This window comes from Streptomyces sp. NPDC093591, from assembly GCF_044764885.1.
Taxonomy (GTDB): Bacteria; Actinomycetota; Actinomycetes; order Streptomycetales; family Streptomycetaceae; genus Streptomyces.
Genome location: NZ_JBIWIY010000004.1, coordinates 1 through 22,441, shown reverse-complemented (window position 1 = coordinate 22,441; position 22,441 = coordinate 1). Strand labels below are relative to the sequence as shown.

At 68.3% G+C, this 22,441-nt stretch carries 22 protein-coding genes and 2 pseudogenes; 15 read left to right on the top strand and 9 right to left on the bottom strand.

Annotated features, from left to right (window positions below; all coding sequences use genetic code 11):
- Positions 1–23: 23 nt before the first annotated feature.
- Together ACIREI_RS09550 and ACIREI_RS09545 are read right to left on the bottom strand one after the other, a co-directional pair.
- Positions 24–320: a hypothetical protein gene (locus ACIREI_RS09550; RefSeq protein WP_403329543.1), complete on the bottom strand. Its 297-nt coding sequence runs from the start codon at positions 318–320 to the stop codon at positions 24–26.
- Complete coding sequence (locus ACIREI_RS09545; protein WP_403329541.1) at positions 307–1,548, bottom strand: cation:proton antiporter; 1,242 nt, start codon at positions 1,546–1,548, stop codon at positions 307–309. The genes ACIREI_RS09550 and ACIREI_RS09545 overlap by 14 nt, the downstream gene beginning before the upstream one ends.
- A gap of 315 nt (positions 1,549–1,863) precedes the next feature.
- Between ACIREI_RS09545 and ACIREI_RS09540 the strand changes: the two genes are divergently transcribed.
- Complete coding sequence (locus ACIREI_RS09540) at positions 1,864–2,256, top strand: STAS domain-containing protein (RefSeq protein ID WP_403329538.1); 393 nt, start codon at positions 1,864–1,866, stop codon at positions 2,254–2,256.
- Here ACIREI_RS09540 and ACIREI_RS09535 read toward each other — a convergent pair.
- Positions 2,236–2,697, bottom strand: a complete 462-nt coding sequence (locus ACIREI_RS09535; protein WP_403329535.1) for a CBS domain-containing protein — start codon at positions 2,695–2,697, stop codon at positions 2,236–2,238. The two genes, ACIREI_RS09540 and ACIREI_RS09535, sit on opposite strands and share 21 nt — an antisense overlap.
- Before the next feature lie 93 nt (positions 2,698–2,790).
- Complete coding sequence (locus ACIREI_RS09530; RefSeq protein ID WP_403329532.1) at positions 2,791–3,219, bottom strand: hypothetical protein; 429 nt, start codon at positions 3,217–3,219, stop codon at positions 2,791–2,793.
- Positions 3,220–3,248: 29 nt separating this feature from the next.
- On the opposite strand from ACIREI_RS09530, the gene ACIREI_RS09525 reads away from it, so the two are divergent.
- From ACIREI_RS09525 to ACIREI_RS09465, 13 genes are all read left to right on the top strand, one after another.
- Positions 3,249–3,830, top strand: a complete 582-nt coding sequence (locus ACIREI_RS09525; RefSeq protein ID WP_403329529.1) for an ATP-binding cassette domain-containing protein — start codon at positions 3,249–3,251, stop codon at positions 3,828–3,830.
- A gap of 47 nt (positions 3,831–3,877) precedes the next feature.
- On the top strand, positions 3,878–4,666 hold the full coding sequence (locus ACIREI_RS09520; RefSeq protein WP_403329526.1) for an ABC transporter permease subunit: 789 nt from the start codon (positions 3,878–3,880) through the stop codon (positions 4,664–4,666).
- Positions 4,667–4,771: 105 nt separating this feature from the next.
- Positions 4,772–4,999, top strand: coding sequence for a hypothetical protein (locus ACIREI_RS09515; protein WP_403329524.1), 228 nt, complete (start codon positions 4,772–4,774; stop codon positions 4,997–4,999).
- A gap of 662 nt (positions 5,000–5,661) precedes the next feature.
- Positions 5,662–7,065, top strand: coding sequence for a TrkH family potassium uptake protein (locus tag ACIREI_RS09510; protein ID WP_403329521.1), 1,404 nt, complete (start codon positions 5,662–5,664; stop codon positions 7,063–7,065).
- A complete protein-coding gene (locus tag ACIREI_RS09505; protein ID WP_403329518.1) occupies positions 7,058–7,786 on the top strand; it encodes a potassium channel family protein in 729 nt (242 codons plus the stop codon). The genes ACIREI_RS09510 and ACIREI_RS09505 overlap by 8 nt, the downstream gene beginning before the upstream one ends.
- Positions 7,787–7,869: 83 nt before the next feature.
- Positions 7,870–8,772: an alpha/beta fold hydrolase gene (locus tag ACIREI_RS09500; protein WP_403329515.1), complete on the top strand. Its 903-nt coding sequence runs from the start codon at positions 7,870–7,872 to the stop codon at positions 8,770–8,772.
- 242 nt (positions 8,773–9,014) lie between these two features.
- Positions 9,015–9,104 carry a K(+)-transporting ATPase subunit F gene (kdpF, locus tag ACIREI_RS09495; RefSeq protein WP_037802756.1) on the top strand — a complete coding sequence of 30 codons (90 nt, stop codon included), beginning with the start codon at positions 9,015–9,017 and terminating at the stop codon, positions 9,102–9,104.
- A 9-nt stretch (positions 9,105–9,113) separates the two neighbouring features.
- Positions 9,114–10,778, top strand: coding sequence for a potassium-transporting ATPase subunit KdpA (gene kdpA / locus ACIREI_RS09490; RefSeq protein ID WP_403329512.1), 1,665 nt, complete (start codon positions 9,114–9,116; stop codon positions 10,776–10,778).
- On the top strand, positions 10,775–12,931 hold the full coding sequence (gene kdpB / locus ACIREI_RS09485; RefSeq protein WP_403329509.1) for a potassium-transporting ATPase subunit KdpB: 2,157 nt from the start codon (positions 10,775–10,777) through the stop codon (positions 12,929–12,931). The genes kdpA and kdpB overlap by 4 nt, the downstream gene beginning before the upstream one ends.
- A gap of 5 nt (positions 12,932–12,936) precedes the next feature.
- A complete protein-coding gene (gene kdpC, locus ACIREI_RS09480; RefSeq protein ID WP_403329506.1) occupies positions 12,937–13,551 on the top strand; it encodes a potassium-transporting ATPase subunit KdpC in 615 nt (204 codons plus the stop codon).
- 167 nt (positions 13,552–13,718) lie between these two features.
- The gene (locus ACIREI_RS09475) at positions 13,719–14,405 is read left to right on the top strand and encodes a response regulator (protein WP_403329503.1); all 687 of its coding nucleotides are present in this window, start codon (positions 13,719–13,721) and stop codon (positions 14,403–14,405) included.
- An 8-nt stretch (positions 14,406–14,413) separates the two neighbouring features.
- On the top strand, positions 14,414–17,026 hold the full coding sequence (locus tag ACIREI_RS09470; protein ID WP_403329500.1) for a DUF4118 domain-containing protein: 2,613 nt from the start codon (positions 14,414–14,416) through the stop codon (positions 17,024–17,026).
- A 1-nt stretch (position 17,027) separates the two neighbouring features.
- Positions 17,028–17,210 carry an NUDIX hydrolase gene (locus tag ACIREI_RS09465; RefSeq protein WP_403329498.1) on the top strand — a complete coding sequence of 61 codons (183 nt, stop codon included), beginning with the start codon at positions 17,028–17,030 and terminating at the stop codon, positions 17,208–17,210.
- A 191-nt stretch (positions 17,211–17,401) separates the two neighbouring features.
- Here ACIREI_RS09465 and ACIREI_RS09460 read toward each other — a convergent pair whose 3' ends face one another.
- The gene (locus ACIREI_RS09460; protein ID WP_403329495.1) at positions 17,402–18,511 is read right to left on the bottom strand and encodes an SPFH domain-containing protein; all 1,110 of its coding nucleotides are present in this window, start codon (positions 18,509–18,511) and stop codon (positions 17,402–17,404) included.
- A gap of 29 nt (positions 18,512–18,540) precedes the next feature.
- Positions 18,541–18,978 (bottom strand): NfeD family protein, encoded by a 438-nt coding sequence (locus ACIREI_RS09455; RefSeq protein ID WP_403329492.1) that lies wholly within the window; start codon positions 18,976–18,978, stop codon positions 18,541–18,543.
- 286 nt (positions 18,979–19,264) lie between these two features.
- Here ACIREI_RS09455 and ACIREI_RS09450 point away from each other — a divergent pair.
- Positions 19,265–19,534, top strand: a pseudogene (locus tag ACIREI_RS09450) (carbonic anhydrase); the annotation flags it as partial.
- Between the two features lie 376 nt (positions 19,535–19,910).
- Here ACIREI_RS09450 and ACIREI_RS09445 read toward each other — a convergent pair.
- The 3 genes and pseudogenes from ACIREI_RS09445 to ACIREI_RS09435 all read right to left on the bottom strand — a co-directional run.
- Positions 19,911–20,888: an L-threonylcarbamoyladenylate synthase gene (locus ACIREI_RS09445; RefSeq protein WP_403329489.1), complete on the bottom strand. Its 978-nt coding sequence runs from the start codon at positions 20,886–20,888 to the stop codon at positions 19,911–19,913.
- 16 nt (positions 20,889–20,904) lie between these two features.
- Entirely contained in the window at positions 20,905–21,240 is a 336-nt protein-coding gene (locus ACIREI_RS09440; RefSeq protein WP_403329486.1) for a helix-turn-helix transcriptional regulator, read from the bottom strand.
- 299 nt (positions 21,241–21,539) lie between these two features.
- Positions 21,540–21,656: pseudogene (locus ACIREI_RS09435) on the bottom strand (AAA family ATPase); the annotation flags it as partial.
- Positions 21,657–22,441 lie beyond the last annotated feature (785 nt).

Here is a 22,441-nt window from a genome sequence, read left to right as displayed (position 1 = left end):
TGCGGGGCAGCCTCCCCCAGCTCTCAACTTCGTTCGAGCCGGGGGACCCCCATGGCCACCGACTGCCCGGTGACCGCTTCGCGGGCCTCGTCGTCGAACCGGTCGTCGATCACCGCGGCGAGGAGCGGGTCCTCCAGGACGTACTGCGGGACGAGGGTCCTGAGCACCTGGGCCGCGGGCACGATGGCGAACGGGTACTGCTGCTGGTCGACGACCAGCAGCGCGGGCAGCCGGTCACGGGCGACCAGACGCGCCGCCTGCTGGGCGTCGTCGTCGACCGTTACGGCCGGGTACGGTCGGGCCAGATCACGTGCGCGCATCGGCGTGAGACTCCTCGGGGCGGGTGTTCGCGGCCTCGTGCCGGTCCGGGATACCGGTGAGGTCCTCGACGTCGAAGGCGCGGGCGATGGGGACGTCCGTGGAGCTGTGGGCGATGATCGAGAAGGCGATGCAGACGGCGATCAGCGTGAACGCCTCCTCGGCCTGCGGGATCCCGGACTGCAGCACCAGCAGGCCGTAGACCACTGAGGCGAAGCCCTTCGGGCCGAACCAGGCCGCCACCAGCTTCTCCCGGCGGGAGAGGCTCGTGCCGATCAGCGAGAGCAGCAGCGAGGCCGGGCGGATCAGCACGATGGCCAGGACCACCGCGACGTAGCCGCCGAATGACAGGTCGCCGAACAGAGCCGGCGTCAGCAGCGCGCCGAACACCAGAAGCGCCGCGAACTTCGCCAGTTCCGCCAGCGCCTCGCCGAGCGGCTCGAAGGACTGCTTGGCCTCCGGTGAGACATGGACGAGGGCCGCACCCGCCGAGAACGCGGCGAGGTAGGGGTTGGCGTGCGTGAGGTGGCAAGTCGCGTACAGGATGATGCCGGTGGCCAGCGGCAGCAGCGGCTGCAGCTTCGGCTCCGCGCCCAACAGGCGGAAGCGGACGAGACCGTTGACGAGGAGCGGCAGGGCGATTCCGAAGACCAAGCCGAGCACCAGCTCCAGGGCGATCTTGGAGCCCGAGGCCTCCGCGCTGTCCGCCGTAGGGCCGGCCGCGGCGATCAGGATGAGGACCACCGGCAGGGCGAGCCCGTCGTTGATGCCGCTCTCCACGTTCAGCAACTGCCGCAGCTTGGCCGGGACTTCCTTGCGCCCGACGATCGCCGAGGCGAACACCGGGTCCGTCGGCGCGAGCACGGCACCCACCAGGAAGGACGTCGTCCAGTCCAGGCCCACCAGGAAGTGCGTGACCAGCGCCATGAAAACGAAGGCCAGCGGCATGCCCAGGCCAAGGGCACGCGCGGGGTTGCGCCAGTTGGCCCGCAGCTTGGGCAGCGAGACGTGCATGCCGTCGGTGAACAGCACCGCGAACAGCGCCAGGTCTGCCGTCACGGACACGATCTCACTGTCCGGAGTGATGTGGATCAGCCCCAGGAACCCGTCGCTGACGAGGGCGCCGCCGACCAGGAAGAGGAAGGAGGTGGACAGTACGGTCCGGGCCGCCAGCCCCGACAACAGCACCGCTATCAACAGCGCGACGCCGAACACCACCACGAGCACCATGGAACACGCCCCGATCGGAAACGAGAGATCTGTCCTTGCTCGCCGACCAGGCTTCCCGGCACACCGCTGGGAACCTTACCCGGTCTTGATGCGTCTTTTACAGATCGCTGACGGGCATCGCAGAGGCGCGTTCCCTGCCGGGTTCTGGCAACTTTGAGGCCGACTGGTGACCGATGGTCGGCCCTCGGGCGGTGATCGGCCAGGAGGAGGAAGACATAGGCTGACAGGCAGGTGCGCCGGGAAGGCTGGCCGGCAGTCGACAGACCTCTGCTCTGGAGCCGCGGATGCCGGACTCTTCTCCCAGCCGGGAACCTCATGAACACGGCGGACCACGCCGGGCGGGAAAACATCTGCTGCATCTCTTTCGGAGGGCGCGAGCAAAGCTCCGCCGCAGACCGTGTGGTCGTCCGTCTCTCGGGAGAGATCACGGCCAAGAACGCTGGGCGCATCGGTCGGCGCCTGCAACAGACGCTGCGCTCGCAACCCAGGGTCCTCGAGATCGACCTGGGAAACGTGACGTACCTCAGCAACGACGGCGGCGCAGTGTTTTTCACGGTGCTGCGCGCGGCGCGCCCGCAGGGCACCCGGGTGATCGCCACCCATGTACGGGCCCAGCCGCTCGGCAGTCTCAACCAGCTGGGGCTGTTCCGCGTCCTTGACGTGTACGAAGGGAACGGCCCGCTCGGCTCAGGCCGCGGCGGCCAGTAGCCGCTCCAGCAGGTGCGCAGCTGTGATCACGCCCAGCAGATGCGCACCGGCCTTGTCCCGATCCACGACCGCCACCAGGGGGCTGCGGACCTGGGACATGAGCGCCGCGACCTCCAGCGCCGTGTCGTCCGGCGCGGCGACTGGTGGAGCCGGGATCTTCTTCGACAGGCAGTCGCGGACCTTGCGGCCCGCCAGGGCCTGGCACAGCCGGTCGGCGTGGCGCTCGTCGACGACCGCGGCCAGCGTCGGATCCTCGATGACGTACTCGGGCACCAGAACTTTGATCATCTGAGAGGCGGGCAGGATCGCCTTGGGTGCGCCTTCGTCGTCCACCACCAGCAGGGCGGGCAGCCGATGCTCGGCCATCAGCCGCGCGGCGTCCAGGGCGTCGCTGTCGACGCCGACCGTCTCGTAGTCCACCGCCAGGTCACGTGCCCGCATGATCGGCTCCTGTCTCGCTCTTATGGCTCACCTGGACGGGTTGCGTCGACCAGCCGCCGGGCGGCAATTGCGCGCACTGTGCCGCGCCTGACGTCACAGGCCCCGTCCCTCTCGTTCTTGTCCCTGACCCGGTGTGATGCGTCGATGCGCCCCCAGCGCGTTGATGATCCGTGCGATGAGGGTGCCGAGGAGTGCGGCCGCCAACAGGAGCAGGACGCGGGCGAGGTCGGGATGGCCCTGCCAGGCGAGTTCGCCGTGCGGTGCGACGGCGTAGGCGTTGAGGAACAGCCAGCACACGAGGGCAACGCCGGGAGCGGCGCGGAAGCGTGCGGGCAGGCCGAGCAGCGCAGCGAACGCACACAGCGCGACAAGGGCGATGGCGGAACTCGCCAGCCCCCCGACGGCTCCCAGTACGGCCACCAGGAGGAGCGAGCCGACGAAGGCCCCTGCCCAGACGAACGGCGTCGCCACCGGCTCGGGCACGGGCCGGACGGCAGCGCGCCACGGGCGCCACTCCACCATGACCGATCCTCCTGGACCTTCTGCGTTCAGTGGATGCTACATGCAGTCCTGCCTGGGCTTCAGGAGGAGGGGCAAGAGGCCTTCTCAGCGTAGACAGAGCGCTCGACTTCGCCGGCCTGTCCCTGGAGGTGCGGGCGGGGGAGGTGTTCGGATACCTCGGCCCGAACGGCGCAGGGAAGTCCACCACCATCCGGCTGCTGCTCGACCTGATCCGCCCCAACTCGGGCGGCGCCACCGTGCTAGGTCTGGACCCGCGCACTGACGGAGTCGCGCTGCGCCGCCGGGTCGGGATCCTGCGTGAGGGGTGTCTGGTCGCCTTGGACGCTGTCGCGAACCTTCGCGCCGGAGCCGTCCGGGACATCGAGATCACCTTCGCGGAGCCGGTCACAGTCGAGGACTTCGCCCGCCTGCCCGGCGTACACGACGTCGTCCTCGACCCGGCGGGGACCACCCTGCGCGGCCGGCTCGCCGGCGAACCCGACGCCCTCGTCAAGGCCGCGGCCCGACACCACGTCACTGCTTTGCGCGCGACTGAACCCGCTCTCGGCGACCTCTTCCACGCCTACTACGCGGACGCCGTGGCCGCACCCCACTCGACCGCCACCGTCTGACTGTCCACACCGACGTTCCAGCCACAGCCCGAAGGGATCAACCCACCATGCGCGCCACCGTGTTCACCAAGGCCCTCCGCGACAACCGCCGCTCGCTGATCGGCTGGACGGCCGGCACCACGCCGGCCGCCGCCATGTACGCGAGCTTCTACCCCCAGATGGCCACCGGCGGCGCCGAGTCCGTACAGAACTTTCCCGAGGCCATGCGCGAAGCCTTACACCTCGACGACCTCACTTCGGCCGCTGGATACCTGCAATCCTCCGTCTTCGGCCTCATCCTGCCGCTGCTCGCCCTCTTCTACGGCGCCGCCACAGGGGCTCGCGCTACAGCGGGCGACGAGGAGTCCGGCACCCTCGACCTCCTCCTTGCCCACCCCGTCACCCGGACCCGGCTGATCCTGCAACGCTTCGGTGCGCTGACCGCAGGGGCCTTCGGCATCGCCGCCGCGGTGTGGCTCGCCATGCTCGCCATCCGGGACGGCGCCGACCTGACCTCCATCAGCCCGGCCGAGTTCCTCGCCCAGTGCCTCAACCTGGCCCTTCTCGCTGTGGCGTTCGGTGCGCTCGCGATGGGGCTCGGTGCCGCCACGGGCCGCCGGGCCGTGGTCTTCGCCGCCACCGCGGGCATCGGGATTCTCGCCTATGCCGCCCACACCTTCGCGGGCCAGCTGGGCGCCGACTGGGCCGCGTACCTCTCGCCCTTCCACTACTACATCGGCGGCGAGCCGCTGAAGCACGGCATGCAGTGGGCCGATGCAGGCATCCTCGCCGGAGCCTCCGCGGTGCTGGTGGCCGCGGGCACTTACCGCTTCAACCACCGCGATCTCAACGGCTGACCGGAAGGTGCCGCCAGGGTCTCTGAGCGTCCTTGCCCGGTAACCTTCATGATCACCGGCCTATGACCGAGGCCGGTGATCGCACGGGGCGAGGGGGGAAGTGCCATGGCGCGCAAGCCCGTCCGGGCAGCAGTCGGGGACGTATGGATCACCTGCCAGGTTTGCGGCAGTGACCTGTTCCGCGAACGAGGCGTACTGCTGAACAGCGTCGGCCTGGAATTCATGAAGATGGCATGGGCAGACGAACCCGCGACCGGGCTGATCTGCTGGCGGTGCGGGTACGTCCACCTCTTCGTGAACAAGGACATCCAGCTCTACCGCGCCGACAAGTAGCGGCCCTCGCGAGTTCTGGGACTTTCAGGTGGCGATGCGGCCAATGAGGAGGTCGGCGAGCTTGTTCAGGCGCCGTGCGGTCCTCGGTGGCGGCCGGGGGCCGGGGCTGGGGCGATGCGTTAGTCGCCGTCGTAGTACGCCCGTTGACGATCTCGACGGCCAGACAGCCCCACCACGTACGCGGCCCCTCGGTCGGCGACATGCCCTGATGGCGCGGATCCGAAGGAGACGGGGAGCCGGACGGATGTCGCGGCGCCCCGGGGGATGCGGACAGCGCGTCAGCGGGTAACAGACGCGGAGGTTTCCGCACTGCCTGGCACACGACGGGGCACCGAGCGGGACTCGGCGGCCGGTCGAGGGGGAGCCAGACGCTGTGCACAGGATCCATGGAAACCGTGCCGCAGGCCAGGGGTAAGAGGGTACGGCCATCCCTGACAGACGTCTGGCATGCGCATACGGCCCCTTGAAGAGACTGGTTGAGGATCACAGGGGCCCGGCGTCGCCGGGCGTCTGGGCAGCGCCCATGAAGGCGACAACCCGCGCGGCTACACCCGCATCGGCCCCCTCCGGGCCTCGGTTAAGGTGTGGCGCCGGGATCTTGGCGCGAACCTGACGGATCCTTGACGATGTCTTGGCGAGGTGGCGACAGGCGAGAGGGCCGGATGGTGGCGGGAAGTACGGCGCTGAGGACACGGCCGACCCGGGCGAGGCGGGGGTGGCAGTCGCTGTTCACGGCACACCCCGCGCGCACCGTGGTGATGGCCTTCGGCGCGGTGATCCTGCTGGGCACCGGCCTGTTGATGCTGCCTGCGGCCAGTGAGGACGGCTCGTCCGCGGACTTCGTGACGGCGCTGTTCACCTCCACCTCGGCGGTCTGCGTGACGGGGCTGGTGGTGGTCGACACCGGCACCTACTGGAGCGGTTTCGGCGAAGGCGTGGTCCTGGCCCTGTTCCAGGTCGGCGGCTTCGGGATCATGACGATGGCCTCGCTGCTGGGGCTGCTGATCTCGGGCAAGCTGCGGCTGCGGATGCAGCTGACCGCCCAGGCGGAGACCAAGAGCCTGGGTATCGGCGATGTCCGCAAGGTCCTCCTGGGCGTCGCGGGCTGCACGCTGGTGGTCGAGCTGGCAGTAGGGGCCGTACTCGCGCTGCGGCTGCGCTTCGGCTATGGCGAGACCATCTGGGACGCCTCGTACCTCGGCTTCTTCCACGCGGTCTCGGCGTTCAACAACGCCGGGTTCGGACTGCATGCCGACAGCCTGACCAAGTACGCCCAGGACCCCTGGGTGACCCTGCCCATCGCGGTGGCGGTGATCCTGGGCGGCATCGGCTTCCCGGTACTGCTGGAACTGCTGCGCCACCACAGGCGGCAGCGACTCACCGGACGCCGCGGCTGGTCGCTGCACTTCCGGCTCACGGTGGTCACCACCGCCGTCCTGCTCGCCCTCGGCACCGTACTGACCTGCGCCCTGGAGTGGGCCAACGACGACACACTCGGCCCCTTCGACTGGCACAAGAAGATCCTCGCCGGGTTCTTCCACTCCGCCATGTCCCGTACCGCCGGCTTCAACAGCGTCGACATCGGTGCGCTGACCGACGCCACCCTGCTGATGACGTGCATGTTGATGTTCGTCGGTGGCGGCAGCGCCGGCACCGCGGGCGGTATCAAGGTGTCCACCTTCGCCGTGCTGGGCGCGGCCATGGTGGCCGAATTCCGTGGCGAGCCGCACTCTGGTGTCATGGGCCGCAAGCTGGCCCCGCACGTGCTGCGCCAGGCACTGACCGTCGCCCTGGCCGGCGTGGGATTCGTGATGACCGCGACCCTCGCCCTGCTGGTCGTCGTGGACAAACCCTTCGAGGAGGTGCTCTTCGAGGCCGTGTCCGCCTTCGGCACGGTGGGCCTGTCCACCGGCATCACCGCTGACCTGCCCACCGCCGGCCAACTGATCGTCATCCTGCTCATGTTCGTCGGCCGACTCGGCCCGGTCACCCTCGTCTCCGCACTCGCCCTGCGCGAGCGCACCCGCCGCTACCAGCTACCCGAGGAGCGACCCGTCATTGGTTAACTACCTGCACGCCCTGCGCCGCCGCCGCACCAAGCGGCTGACCGCCCAGTACGCCTCCGACCAGCACGGCGGCGACCAGCGGGTCGCCGTCATCGGCCTGGGCCGCTTCGGCAGTTCCCTCGCCAACGAGCTGATGCGCCGCGGCTGGGACGTCCTCGGCGTGGATACGGACCCCCACCTCGTGCAGCGCCTGAGCGACGACCTGACGCACGCCGCCGTGGCCGACTGCACCGACCCCGAGGCGCTGCGGCAACTCGGCGTGCACGAGTTCAGCAGCGCGGTCGTCGGGATTGGCACCGACATCGAGGCGTCCATCCTGATCTCCGCCAACCTGCTGGAGGCGGAGGTCCCCAACATCTGGGCCAAGGCCATCAGCCGCCAGCACGGTCAGATCCTGGAGCGCCTCGGCGTCCACCATGTGGTGCTGCCCGAACACGAGATGGGCGAGCGCGTGGCCCACCTGGTGACCGGCCGCATGCTCGACTTCATCGAGTTCGACGACGACTACGCGCTGGTCAAGACCGTCGTCCCGGAAGTCGCCACCGGTATGCCGCTCGGGGAGAGCCAGGTCCGTACGAAGTACGGGATCACCGTCGTCGGTATCAAGCGCCCCGGTGAGGGCTTCACCTACGCGACCGCCGAGACGGTCATCACCAAGGGCGACGTCATCATCGTCACCGGCAAGACCCAGGCGGTGGAAGCCTTCGCCGAACTCGACTGACTTCCCGCTGCGAGGGTGGCGCCCTCTTGCTCCTCATCGTGGAGAGGGACGACAGGCGACTCAGTCGATGCCAGGATGCCTGAGTGACTCACTCAGGCAGGTCTGCGAAGGGTGAACGCTCTACGCAGTTGGCTCAGTTGGGAGCCGGAGCCGTGGAGTTCCGCCTGGAGCGTCGTGGCCCGGTCACCGTCGTGCTCTTCCACGGTGGTCACATGAGGGCCGGCCTGTCGCTCGGCGAGGAGGTGTACGCAGAAGCTGACTGCTCGGTATTGGTGCCCTCGCGTCCCGGCTACGGACGTACGCCAGTCTCAACCGGCAGATCGGCGGTCGGTTTCGCCGACGTCACCGCTTCTCTCCGTGAACATCTCGGGATCACCGACGTCGCCGCCGTGGTCGGTGTCTCCGGCGGTGGCCCCACCGCAGTGGCAATGGCCGCACGGCACCCCGCCCTGGGCCGACGGCTGATCCTGCAGAGCGCGGTAGGACCACTGCCGTGGCCCGATCGCCGTACGCACACTGCCGCGCAGGTCGTCTTCGCTCCCCGGACAGAGCCCGTGTCGTGGGCTCTCGTACGCACGCTGCTCCGCCGGATGCCTGACGCGGGCCTGCGCATGCTCCTTCGTGACCTCACGCTTCTGACTGCCCCCAGCACGGTGGCAGCACTGCGGCCGGGGGACAGGGCGAAGCTGATCGCGCTCCTGTCGCGCATGCGCTCGGGGCACGGATTCCTGAACGATCTCAGGGAGCTCAAGGCGACGGAGGAACTGACCCGCCTCATGGCCGGAGTCGCTCAGCCGTCCCTGGTGATCGCCAGTCGCCATGATGGAGCGGTTCCGTTTGCGCATGCCCAGGCCCTTGCCGCGGGCCTGCGCCGCGCTGAGCTGGTCGAGAGCCTTGCCGACAGCCACTTCATCTGGTTCGGAAGGGACTGGACCACCATCTCCGAGCGCATTCACGCCTTCCTCTTGGCCGACCCCGCCTCGTAGGCGGATGGGCGGCCGTAGAGAGCGAGGCAGGACCCGCGCTAGGGATCCGTCAAGGGCTCGCAGCTCCCCGTAAGAGCTGCGTTAAGGACGGGTGAAAACCGGCGTCGAAGGCGGTTCCCTCTAGAGGTCCGTTCATCTCCGAACCTCATCCAGGAGCTTGCGATGGCCGATGTGGCCTTCGTCATCGCCACGATCGCGGTGTTCGCGCTGGTGGCTCTCATCGCCAGGGGGGTGGCGAAGCTGTGACCGCCGAGAACGTCGTCGGCCTGGTCGTGGCCGTCGCCCTGCTGGGCTATCTCGTCCTCGCCCTTGTGTTCCCGGAGAGGTTCTGAGCGCCCGACATGAGCCCCGTCCTTGCTGATGTGCTCCTGGTCATCGCGCTGATCGGCGCGCTTGCCCTGGTGCACCGCCCCTTCGGCGACTACATGGCCGCCGTATACAGCTCCAAGAAGCACCTCCGGGTCGAGAAGTGGATCTACCGCTCGGTGGGCGCCAACCCCGACGCGGAGATGCGTTGGCCCGCCTACCTGCGCGGAGTGCTGGCCTTCTCCGCGGTGAGCGTGTTGTTCCTGTACCTGCTGCAGCGGGTGCAGGACAAGCTGCCGCTGTCGCTCGGCTTCAAGCCGATCACCCCGGACCAGGCGTTCAACACGGCGGCATCGTTCGTGTCCAACACGAATTGGCAGTCGTACTCGGGCGAGGTGGCGATGAGCCACGTCACCCAGACGACGGGCCTGGCCGTGCAGAACTTCGTCTCCGCCGCCGTGGGCATCGCTGTAGCCGTCGCCTTGGTGCGCGGCTTTGCCCGGTCCCGCACCGGAGACCTGGGCAACTTCTGGGCCGACCTGGTGCGCGGCTGCGTCCGCATCCTGATCCCGGTCTCCCTCATCGCAGCGATCGTGCTGGTCGCGGCCGGTGCCATCCAGAACTTCGGCGACATCCACTCGATCACCACGCTCACCGGCGACAAGCAGGCCATCAGCCCGGGCGCCGTCGCGTCCCAGGAGGCCATCAAGGACCTCGGCACCAACGGCGGCGGCTTCTTCAACGCCAACTCGGCCCACCCGTTCGAGAACCCCAATGGCTTCACCAACCTGCTGGAGATCTTCCTGCTGCTGGTGATCCCGTTCTCGCTGCCGCGCACCTTCGGCAAGATGGTGGGCGCGGTCAAGCAGGGGTACGCCATCCTCGCCGCGATGGCCGTCATCTGGTTCCTCGGCGTCGTCGCGGTGACCATCACCGAGTACGCCCACCCGGGCACCGCCTCGCAGCTCGCGGGCGGCGCCATGGAGGGCAAGGAGCAGCGGTTCGGTGAGGGCCCGTCGTCCCTCTTCGCGGTCTCCACCACGATGACCTCGACCGGGTCGGTGAACTCCTTCCACGACTCCTTCCAGGGGTTGTCGGGAGGCGTGCTGATGCTTGGCATGATGCTGGGTGAGATCGCGCCCGGCGGTGTGGGCTCCGGCCTCTACGGCATGCTCATCATGGCGATCATCGCGGTGTTCATCGCCGGTCTGATGGTCGGCCGTACGCCCGAGTACCTGGGCAAGAAGATCGGCACCCGCGAGATCAAGTTGGCGGCCTGCTACATCCTGATCACCCCGGCGCTGGTGCTGATCGGCACCGCGCTGGCGATGGCGCTGGGCAAGGGCGAGTCGTCGATGACGAACGTCGGGGCGCACGGGTTCTCCGAGGTGCTGTACGCCTACACCTCGGCCAGCAACAACAACGGCTCCGCCTTCGCCGGGTTCGCGGCGAACACCGAGTACCACAACACGATGCTCGGCCTGTGCATGCTGCTCGGCCGCTTCGTGCCGATGGTGTTCGTCCTCGCCCTGGCCGGCTCTCTCGCAGGGCAGAAGCCGATCCCGGCCACCGCGGGCACCCTGCACACGGAGAAGCCGCTGTTCACCGGTGTGTTGGTGGGCTCAATCCTGATCATCACAGGCCTCACGTTCTTCCCGGCCCTGGCGCTGGGCCCGCTCGCCGAAGGGCTGGCGGCATGACGACCGATATCAAGAAGCAGAAGCAAGAGGACGCCGTGTCCCAGACGTCTCCCTCCACTCCGACTCTGGCACCGCACACGGACGTGCCCACCGGACACAAGGATGAAGGGCGCGTCGGCGCGGGCCTGTTCGACCCGAAGCAACTGCTCAAGTCGCTGCCGGATGCCTTCCGCAAGCTGGACCCCCGGGTGATGGTCAAGTCGCCCGTGATGTTCGTCGTGCTGGTCGGCTCGGTGGTCAGCACCGTGCTGGCGATCAAGGATCCGGGCGACTGGTTCGGGTGGGTGATCGCTGCCTGGCTGTGGATCACCGTGATCTTCGCCAACCTGGCGGAGGCGGTCGCCGAGGGCCGTGGCAAGGCGCAGGCGGACACGCTGCGCAAGGCCAAGACCGACACGGTCGCGCGCCGTCTGCTGAAGGACGGCAAGGGCGAGGAGCGGGTGCCCGGCACCGAACTGCGCGTCGGTGACCTGGTGGTCTGCGAGGCGGGTGACATCATCCCCGGCGACGGTGACGTCGTCGAAGGTGTCGCCTCGGTCGACGAGTCGGCGATCACCGGTGAGTCCGCGCCGGTGATCCGGGAGTCCGGCGGTGACCGGTCCGCGGTGACCGGTGGTACGAAGGTCCTCTCCGACCGCATCGTCGTCAAGATCACGACGAAGCCGGGCGAGACCTTCATCGACCGGATGATCAACCTGGTCGAGGGCGCCGCGCGGCAGAAGACGCCGAACGAGATCGCGCTGAACATCCTGCTGGCGTCGCTGACGATCATCTTCCTGCTCGCGGTCGTGACACTGAAGCCGTTCGCGATCTACGCGGGCGCCGACGAGCAGACCTCGCTCATCGTGCTCACCGCGCTGCTGGTCTGCCTGATCCCGACCACGATCGGCGCCCTGCTCTCCGCGATCGGCATCGCGGGCATGGACCGGCTGGTGCAGAGGAACGTGCTGGCGATGTCGGGGCGTGCGGTCGAGGCCGCCGGCGACGTGTCGACGCTGCTGCTCGACAAGACCGGCACCATCACCCTCGGCAACCGGCAGGCCGCCGAGTTCGTGCCGGTGCGTGGAACGACGGAGGCCGAGCTGGCCGACGCGGCCCAGCTGTCGTCGCTGGCGGACGAGACGCCCGAGGGCCGTTCCGTCGTCGTACTGGCGAAGGAGAAGTACGGCCTGCGCGAGCGCCACCAGGGCGAGTTGGCCGGTGCCGAGTGGATCGCCTTCACCGCCCAGACCCGGATGTCCGGCGTGGACGTCGACGGGCACAAGATCCGCAAGGGCGCCGCCGGTTCGGTCATCGCCTGGGTCCAGGAGCAGGGCGGCACGGTTGCCGACGACGCCGACACCACCGCCAACCGCATCTCCGAGGCAGGCGGCACCCCGCTGCTGGTGGCCGTCCAGGACGACCAGGGTGCCCGGATCCTCGGCGTCATCCACCTCAAGGACGTCGTCAAGGAGGGCATGCGGGAGCGGTTCGAGGAACTGCGCCGCATGGGCATCAAGACCGTCATGATCACCGGTGACAACCCGCTGACCGCCAAGGCGATCGCCGACGAGGCGGGCGTCGACGACTTCCTCGCCGAGGCGACTCCCGAGGACAAGATGGCGCTGATCAAGCGGGAGCAGGCCGGCGGAAAGCTCGTCGCCATGACCGGTGACGGCACCAACGACGCCCCGGCCCTGGCACAGGCGGACGTCGGCGTCGCGATGAACACCGGTACGTCGGCCGCCAAGGAGGCCGGCAACATGGTCGACCTCGACTCCAACCCGACCAAGCTCATCGAGATCGTCGAGATCGGCAAGCAACTCCTCATCACCCGCGGTGCGTTGACCACGTTCTCCATCGCCAACGACGTCGCGAAGTACTTCGCGATCATCCCGGCGATGTTCGCGGTCGCGTACCCGTCGCTGGACAAGCTCAACATCATGGGCTTGTCCTCGCCGGAGTCGGCGATCCTCTCGGCCGTCATCTTCAACGCGCTGATCATCATCGCGCTGGTGCCGCTCGCCCTGCGCGGTGTGCAGTATCGGCCGATGAGCGCGGACCGGATGCTGCGCCGCAACCTCGGGATCTACGGCCTCGGGGGACTGATCGCCCCGTTCATCGGCATCAAGATCATCGACGCCCTCATCTCCCTCATCCCTGGAATCGGCTGATCGCCATGAACACTTCTGTAGCGAGCACCGGACGTCTGGTGTGGGCGGCGCTGCGCATGCTGCTCGTCCTCACCGTCGTGACCGGCATCCTCTACCCGCTGGCCGTCACGGGCATCGCCCAGGCGTTCTTCAACGACAAGGCCAACGGCTCGATGGTGAAGGTCGACGGCAAGGAGGTCGGCTCGAAGCTGATCGGCCAGAGCTGGAACATCAAGGGCACCGACAAGCCGGACCCCAAGTGGTTCCAGGGCCGCCCCTCCAACAGCGATTACGACCCGCTGGCCACCGGCTCCAGTCAGCTCGGCGCGAGTGACCCCCGGCTGGTCAAGGCGGTGAAGGCGGCCAAGGAGCAGGTTGCCGAGTTCAACGGTGTGCCCGAGTCGAAGGTGCCCGTCGACGCGGTCACCGGCTCGGCCTCCGCCATCGACCCGGACATCTCCCCGGAGTACGCCGACATCCAGGTCAGGCGGGTCGCCGAGGCGAACGGCCTGACCCTCGCCCAGGTCCGGAAGCTGGTCGACGACCATACCCAGGGCCGGGCCGCCGGCTTCCTCGGCGAGCCCCGGGTCAATGTCCTCGAACTCAACATCGCGCTCAAGGAACTGGCCGACCAGAGCTGATGGGGTCGGGGGTGAGTGCGGGAGCCCGCGGCCACAGGGTGTTTCCTCCGGCCGTCGGCTCCCGCCGCTGTCTCGTCCCTCAGCTGTCGCACACAAGACCGGCGAAGGTGGAGAACCCGTTGTCCGGACCCACCCCCACACGATTACGGACGGAAGGCGGCACAGCCATGACGCGGGTGCTGGTGGTAGAGGATGATCCTCAGCTCCTAAGGGCCTTCACGATCAACCTCAAGGCCCGTACATACGAGGTGGACGCCGCGCCAGACGGTGCCACCGCCCTGCGGCTGGCGGCCGCCCGGCCGCCGGATGCGGTCCTGCTGGACCTCGGCCTGCCCGACATCGACGGCCTCGACGTGATCAAAGGCCTCCGTGGCTGGGGCCAGGTGCCCATCCTGGTCGTCTCCGCCCGCCGGGCCGAGGCCGAGAAGATCGAGGCGCTCGACAGCGGCGCCGACGACTACATCACCAAGCCGTTCAGTATGGAGGAACTCCTGGCCCGGCTGCGCGTAGCCCTGCGCCACAGGGCAGCCGGCCCCGTCGCGGGCGCCGGGGCACGAGTCGTCCGTACCAAGGACTTCACCGTCGACATGGTGGCGAAGAAGGCCACCCGCGGTGACAGGGACGTACGTCTCACGCCGACCGAGTGGCACCTGCTGGAAGTGCTGCTGCGCAACCCCGGCCGTCTGGTCCCGCAGCGGGAGTTGCTCCAGGAGGTGTGGAGTCCCGCGCACAGTGACCACACGAACTACCTTCGTGTCTACATGGCCCAGCTACGGCGCAAACTGGAAGCGGACCCTTCTCATCCCCGCTACCTGATCACCGAGCCCGGTATGGGCTACCGCTTCGAGGAGTAACGATCACCATGGGACGCGGGAAGCTCAGGATCTACCTCGGTGCGGCACCAGGGGTGGGCAAGACGTACGCGATGCTGTCCGAGGCGCACCGGCGCATCGAGCGCGGGACCGACTGCGTTGTCGCCTTCGTCGAGCACCACCATCGCCCGCGTACCGAGGTGATGCTGCACGGCCTGGAGCAGGTGCCGCGCCGCGAGATCGAGTACCGGCGCACCACGTTCACCGGGATGGACGTGGACGCCGTGCTGGCCCGCAAGCCGCAGGTGGCCCTGGTGGACGAGATGGCACACACGAACGTGCCAGGCTCACGCAACACCAAGCGGTGGCAGGACATCGAGGAACTGCTGGCTGCGGGCATCGACGTTATATCGACGGTCAACATCCAGCATCTGGAGTCGCTGGGCGACATCGTCGAGTCCATAACCGGCGTACGGCAGAAGGAGACCGTGCCGGACGAAGTCGTACGCCGAGCCGACCAGATCGAGCTGGTCGACATGTCACCCGAGGCACTGCGCCGCCGTATGGCGCACGGCAACATCTACAAGCCGGACAAGGTCGATGCCGCCTTGTCGAACTACTTCCGGCCCGGAAACCTGACCGCGCTGCGGGAGCTGGCGTTGCTGTGGGTGGCCGACCGGGTCGACGCCTACCTGCAGCAGTACCGCAGCGAGCACCGGGTGTCGAAGATCTGGGGTTCGCGCGAGCGGATCGTCGTCGGTCTGACCGGCGGTCCGGAGGGCCGGACCCTGATCCGCCGAGCCGCGCGGCTGGCGGAGAAGGGCGCCGGTGGTGAGGTCCTCGCCGTCTACGTCGCCCGCAGTGACGGGCTGACCTCGGCCTCGCCCAAGGAACTCGCCATCCAGCGCACCCTGGTCGAGGACCTGGGCGGCACCTTCCACCACGTCATCGGCGACGACGTCTCGACCGCGCTGCTGGACTTCGCCCGCGGGGTCAATGCCACCCAGATCGTGCTCGGCGCCAGCCGCCGCACAGCCTGGCAGTACATGTTCGGCCCTGGCGTGAGCGCCACGGTCGCCCGCGAGTCGGGGCCCGACCTGGACGTCCACATCGTCACCCACGACGAGGTCGCCAAGGGCCGTGGGCTGCCCATCTCGCGTGGCGCCCGACTAGGACGCTCGCGCATCATCTGCGGCTGGCTGGTCGGCGTGCTCGGCCCACTCCTGCTCACCTACGCACTCAGACACGTCGACACGGGCCCCGACCTCACGAACAACGTGCTGATCTTCCTGGCACTGACCGTCGGTGCGGCGCTGCTCGGCGGCCTGCTGCCCGCCCTCGCCTCGGCGGCCGCCGGATCGCTGCTGCTCAACTGGTTCTTCACGCCACCGCTGCACACCTGGACCATCGCAGACCCGGCCGACATCGTCGCCATCATCGTCTTCTTCGCGGTCGCCGTGTCGGTGGCGTCGGTCGTGGACCTCGCGGCCCGCCGCACCCATCAGGCCGCCCGGCTGCGTGCTGAGGCAGAGATCCTGTCCCACCTGGCGGGCAGCGTGCTGCGTGGGGAGACCAGCCTGGAGGCGCTCCTTGAGCGCGTCCGTGAAACCTTCGGCATGGACACAGCGGCGCTGCTGGAACGGGAAACGGACGTCGACCCGTGGGAGGTCACCGCCGGCGTCGGCAACACACGCCCACTCCTGCGTCCTGAAGACGCCGACGTCGACATGCCGGTCGGCGAACACATGTCGCTCGCCTTGTCCGGGCGCGTACTGCCCGCCGAGGACCGCCGCGTGCTTGCCGCGTTCGCCGCTCAGGCCGCCGTGGTCCTCGACCGCCAGCGCCTGCAGGTCCAGGCCGACCAGGCCAAGGAACTGGCGGAAGGCAACCGGATCCGTACGGCGCTGTTGGCCGCCGTCAGCCACGACCTGCGTACGCCTCTGGCCGCGATCAAGGCCGCGGTGTCGTCGCTGCGCTCTGACGACGTGGCGTGGTCCGAGGAGGACCAAGCCGAACTCCTCGAAGGCATCGAGGAAGGCGCGGACCGCCTCGACCACCTGGTGGGCAACCTCCTGGACATGTCCCGCCTCCAGACCGGCACTCTCACACCGCTGATCCGCGAGATCGACGTCGACGAAGTGGTGCCGATGGCCCTGGGCGGCGTGCCGGAGGACAGCGTGGAGCTGGACATTCCCGAGACGCTGCCCATGGTCGCCGTCGACCGGGGGCTGCTGGAGCGCGCGGTCGCCAATGTCGTGGAGAACGCCGTCAAGTACAGCCCGGACGGCAGTACGGTCCTTGTCTCCGCCAGCGCGCTCGCCGACCGCGTCGAAGTGCGGGTAGTGGACCGTGGTCCTGGTGTTCCCGACGAGGCCAAGGAACGGATCTTCGCGCCGTTCCAGAGGTACGGCGACGCACCACGCGGCGCCGGAGTGGGGCTCGGCCTCGCGGTCGCACGCGGCTTCACCGAGGCCCTGGGCGGCACCCGCCGTCGCGACAACGGCATGTGGGCTCTGCCCGGAGGCGCTATGCATATCGGAGAGTCGCTGCCCGACTGCGCCGTCCGTGAGACCCGGGAAGAGACCGGGTTCGACGTCGAGATCGTCGGCATCGTCGGCACGTACACCAAATCCGCGCCACGTCTTCGCTCACGACGACGGTGAGGTGAGGCAAGAGTTCTCCGTCTGCTTCCTGGCGCGGCCCGTGACCGGGCGCCTCACGGTGTCCGAGGAATCGACGGATGTTCGCTGGTTCCAGCCCGCAGAAGTCGACGTGCTTCCGATGGTGCCCAGCATCCGCAAGCGCGTGAACGACTGGCGCGACGGCAACATGCCCGCAGCCCGCTAACCGGAGGAAGCGGTAACACGGCACACCCCACCGCTTCGACGAGTTGTTCATCAGCACCGGCGCTGCCCGCGAGAGGCAGGCCGAATTCATCGCCGGGCACCGGCAATGAATGGCATTCGTGATCAAGTGCACGGGCTGACCGAGAGCTCTGGAAGCCTTACGGCGGTCGTCGGCGACAGTCGGGCATGGGCTCAATCGCCGGACGTCTCCCCCCGGCGCGGCACCTGGGGCGACATCGCAGCCTCGGCCTCCGCCTTGGCGTCGCTCACCGCGGCGGCGGCCTGCTTCTCCGCCTCGTCAGCAGCCGTGGCGGCGTCGAGTGAAACCGTCGAGCTTGCATCGAGCTCTGGAATCCGGCTTCCGCGCGAAGTGTCGTCAGCGTCGGCGGTGGCCGCTTCCTCACCTTGCGCAGGTTTGGGAGGACCCGCCGTCGCCTGATCACCGAACGCACTCGTGACGGTCCGAACTGCCTCGGTCAGCTCACCGGGGATCACCCAGAACGTGTTGTTGTCGCTCTTCGCCAAGTGCGGGAGCGTCTCGAGGTACTTGTAGGCCAGGATCTTCGGGTCGGCGTTGTTGCGATGGACGGCCTGGAAGACGAGCTCCACCGCCTTTGCCTCGCCGTCCGCCCGCAAGATCATGGCTTGTTGCGTGCCCTGGGCCTCCAGGATGTCCTTCTGCTTCGTGCCTTCCGCGGTAAGGATCTTGGCTTGCCGCTCCCCTTCGGCGTGCAGGATGGCCGCGCGCTTGTCCCGCTCGGCCCGCATCTGCTTCTCCATCGCTTCCTTGATGGTGTGCGGTGGATCGATGGCCTTGATCTCGACGCGGTTGACCCGGATGCCCCACTTGCCGGTGGCGTCGTCGAGGACGGCGCGGAGCCGGGAGTTGATCTCCTCGCGCGAGGTGAGGGTCTCCTCCAGGTCCATGCTGCCGATGACGTTGCGCAGCGTGGTCACGGTGAGCTGATCGATCGCCTGCAGGTAGTCGGCGACCTCGTAGGCCGCCGCCCGCGGGTCCGTGATCTGGTAGTAGAGCACGGTGTCGATGTTCACCACGAGGTTGTCCTCGGTGATCACCGGCCTGGGGTCGGACGAATAGACCTGCTCGCGCACGTCGAGTTTGGTGTTGATGCGGTCCGCCACCGGCAGGACCAGGTTCAGGCCGGGCTGGAGCGTCCGGCGATATCGGCCGAACCGCTCGATGTTGTAGCGGCGCGCCTGCGGGACGATCCGCACGGTGGAGGCCACGAGGAAGACGACGACGATGGCCGCCACAAGAGTGAGGATGACAACTGGATCCACAGTGCCTCCGTTGCTGTGTGTTCAGCCGTTCATGGAAGGAGTGCGCGGGGGTAGACGATGGCCGTGGCCCCTTCGATCTCCATGACGTCCACCAGCGCTCCCACCGGGATCACAAGGCTCTCGTCGAGGGCGCGGGCCGACCACTCTTCGCCGGAGAGTTTGATCAGGCCGCGGGTCGCGGTGACTTCCTGCATGACCTCGGCCCGCTTGCCGATCAGCGCGTCACTGCCCTCGCGTGTGATGGGTTGCTGTGCCATATGCCGCAGCGCGATAGGACGGACGATGACGAGCCCCGCCGCCGCTGCTACTCCGAGGGCCACGAGCTGGCCGAGAACGCCGATGCCCACACCAGCGACCACGGCGGCAACCAACGCAGCGCCCGCCAGCAACCCGAAGACCAGCGTCAGGGTGAAGAACTCCGCAGCACCTAGCGCCGCGGCGGCGAGCAGCCACATGAACCACGGCATCGAATCGCCCTCCTTCAGGGGCCTTCTCCATCAAGCTACCTCCAGGAACACCGGGCAGAACAGAGACAGGAGCCGTGGTTCTTGATCGTTTAAGGTCTGCCCTGATCAGCAGGGCGGCCTGCGGGCTGCTGAAGACTGCCGTGATCGTGATCGCTGCGAAGACGATCAAGGACCAGGCGGCCGTGCAGGTCACGACGGCCGAGCCGGCATGGACGGTGACGCTGGCAGGTGGAACGGAACGGGCACGGCACAGCGATCACCGTCGTCACCGGCGAGCTCGGTGCCTTCACCGGCCGGGTACATCCGGGACGTCGTCGAGCGGGTGACCCCCAGCGTGCTGGCGGCGCGGGCTGCCGGACGGGTTGAGCAGGAGCAGATCCTCGCCGAGCACATACGGCACACCGTCGACCTGTTGCTGGACCGCTCCCGGGTACTTGCCGAGAAGGTTGCCGCCGGCCAGGCCGCCGTGGTGGGCCTGTACTACCGCCTGACCGATGGCAGCGCTCAGCTCGTTGCGGCCCGCGGCCTTGATGCGGCGGTTCCGACCGCATCCTGACCGCCTCGACCGTGGCTGCTCAGCGTGGTGTGCCGCAGCCAGAGGACACCTCTCCATGTGGATGAAGAGCCCATGGGGCTCACGGCTTTGATCACCCATGGAGGAGCGTCCCCGACGGCTCACGGAGCCGACCGCGCGCCCAGCACCCTCCGCGCCAGCCGAGTGCGGGCCAACGGCGTGCGAACTATGCCGGGAGTGGGGGAACGGTCGTCACCGACGACTGGCGGCACGAGCTGTGCGCCTGCCACACCGGTGAGCGCCCAGCCGAATCCGCCTGGCACCAGTGTCCGGGGGCGGTGAGGACAAGCCACCAATACCTGGCGGGCCCGGTCAAGACGGTTCCTTCCCAAGGGAGCCGACCTATCGCGGGGCGTGGTCACTTGGAGGGCCGTGGCCCCGCGGCGCGGCGGATCCGGTTGGCGATCGCCAGTCCTAGCCCTTCCTCCGCCGGCAGGGACGCGACGATGAGGTCGCACCCCCGTCGGTCGAGTTCGCGTAGGAACCCGTACAGCCCGCGCGCGTAGGCGGCCATCGAACTAGGGACTGCCACCACGGCGTGTGCTTTCACCGGGGCGTCGGCGAGAGAGGGGGGAAGGAAGACGCCCACCTGGTGCCCCAGCTCTTGCGCGAGCTCCGCTTCGGTGATGATCTTCTCCGGCTCGACGAGTACGACCCACGCTCGCGGCGCGTAGTGGGACGGATGCTGGCCCGGCACTCGGACATGGCTCGTCGACGGCACCGTGATCGGGAACCCCAGGACCGCTTCGAGGTCCTCGCGCGTCACCCCGCCGGGCCGAAGGACGCTCGGGATCTCGCCCGTGGCGTCGACGATGGTCGACTCGACGCCGACCTCGCAGGGGCCGCCGTCCAGCACGAAGTTGACGGCATCACCGAGCTCCACACGGACGTGGTCCGCCGTGGTGGGGCTGACCGAGCCGAAGCGGTTGGCGGACGGGGCCGCTACCCCACCGCCGAAGGCCGACAGCAGCGTGAGCGCAACGGGGTGGTCGGGCACACGGACGGCCACCGTATCCAGCCCACCAGTCGCCTCCAGCGGCACCCGGCGACCACGCCGCAGAACCAACGTCAGTGGCCCCGGCCAGAAGCGCTCGGCCAACAGGCGCGCCGTCGCGGGCACCTCCTCGACCCAGTCGGCCAGATGCTCCGCGCCGCCGATGTGGATGATCAGCGGGTGGGAGGGCGGGCGCCCCTTGACCTGGAAGACGCGCGCGACCGCGGCGGGGTCCTCGGCGTTGGCGCCCAGACCGTAGACGGTTTCGGTCGGGAAGGCCACCAGACCTCCGGCGCGCAGCACATCGGCCGCCTTCTCGATGTCACTGTTTCTTGCCTTCACGTCTGGCAATCCTTTCTCACTGCGCGGCGTCGGCGTCCGAGTCCTGGAGCTCTTGGTCGGCAATGAACTCCAGGAGAGCACCGATGGTCAGGCCGCCCTCCGCCGGATGCTGGAACAGCCCGTCGCGATTGACGATGTACAGAGTGCGCCGGCCGCCCCGTTGTCTGCGCAGATGACCGGCCTCTTCGAGATCGGTCACGATGCGCTGGGCGGAGCGCTCGGAGATCTGGCAGGCGGTAGTGACCTGGGTCAACCGTGCCTTGGGATCCCGGGCGATCGCGGCAAGCACCCGCGCATGGTTGGTCAGGAACGTCCACCGGCGGTCCTGGTGATCCGTGGAGTCAGCAGTCATCGCCGCCCCGTCTCCCGCTTGATGGGCGATCAAGAATACCGGAAACCCGCATCACCCATTTCGGCAGGACGAGCGTGATCGGAGTGCCGCCCGTACTGGATGCGTGTCCTTGCCGGTGCACGTGTCGTTGACCTGGCGCGACACAAGTTGTGCACTTGTGACGGGGGCTCCGCGTCCCGCTCTCGCGCGCGGGCATGGGCTGCATCCTCTCCGGGGAACCGGCGGTTGGGCGGCTCCGGGCACCACGCACCGTCATGCCCGGAGCCTGCCCGGTGCCGGCTGGCTGCGGCGAATTCGGCCTAGGCCTTGGTGTGGGCGCGGCGGTAGGACTTGGCGCCGGTCTGGATGATCGCGCTGTCGAAGGTCGGCCGGTCGACGATGGCCGCGCAGAGCCGCGGGACGGTGGAGGTCTTCGTCGAGCGATAGCGACCGCACGAGAGATCGACACGGTCGTAGCGGGCGATCGACTGGACGGCTGCTTGTCGTCGGCGTCGCGGGGACCTCTGGGGCTTTCCTGAGCCGTCGTGGTGCACAAGGCGCCTACCGAGCTGCAGGCGAGACGCCCATCGGCGGGATTTTCCCAGGGACTTTTCAGGGACTTTCGCGTCTGTCCCAGGGAGATTCCAGGGACTTTCCGCCGCGTAAGCACGGAAGGCCCTGACAGCGCTGAAAGACACGAACGCGCAGGTCAGGGCCTGTTCCCTCAGCACTCGATGATGTTCACCGCCAGGCCTCCGCGCGCCGTCTCCTTGTACTTCACCGACATATGTGCGCAGCAGTTGACCCCCTGCTGGTTGCTGGGGGTCGGGCCCCGGCTCGTCCTGAGTCCCTTCATTGGGTGCGGCAGGGAAAATTGTGTATATCTCTGGTCGAGGTCGATCAGGAGGCGGCAGATGGAACGCCAATATGTGGGAGTCGCCGAAGCAGCGGCCTATCTCGGCATGACCGAGCGCTGGATGTACCGAAGAGCCGCAACGGCACGGCATCCCTAGGTGCTACTTCGGTGGGAAGCTGAAGTTCAAGATCTCGGACCTCGACCGATGGGCACAACAACAGAGGATCGCGGAAGGGGCGGGGGGTAGCCCGCCCCCGCCCCCCGCCCCCGTTTTTGTGGCCCTCGGGCGAGGGGCGCGGTATTTTTCATAAGGATAACCCCCCCCTATAAACGAAGGGGGGCGCTGCGGGGCGGGGCTTGGGTGAA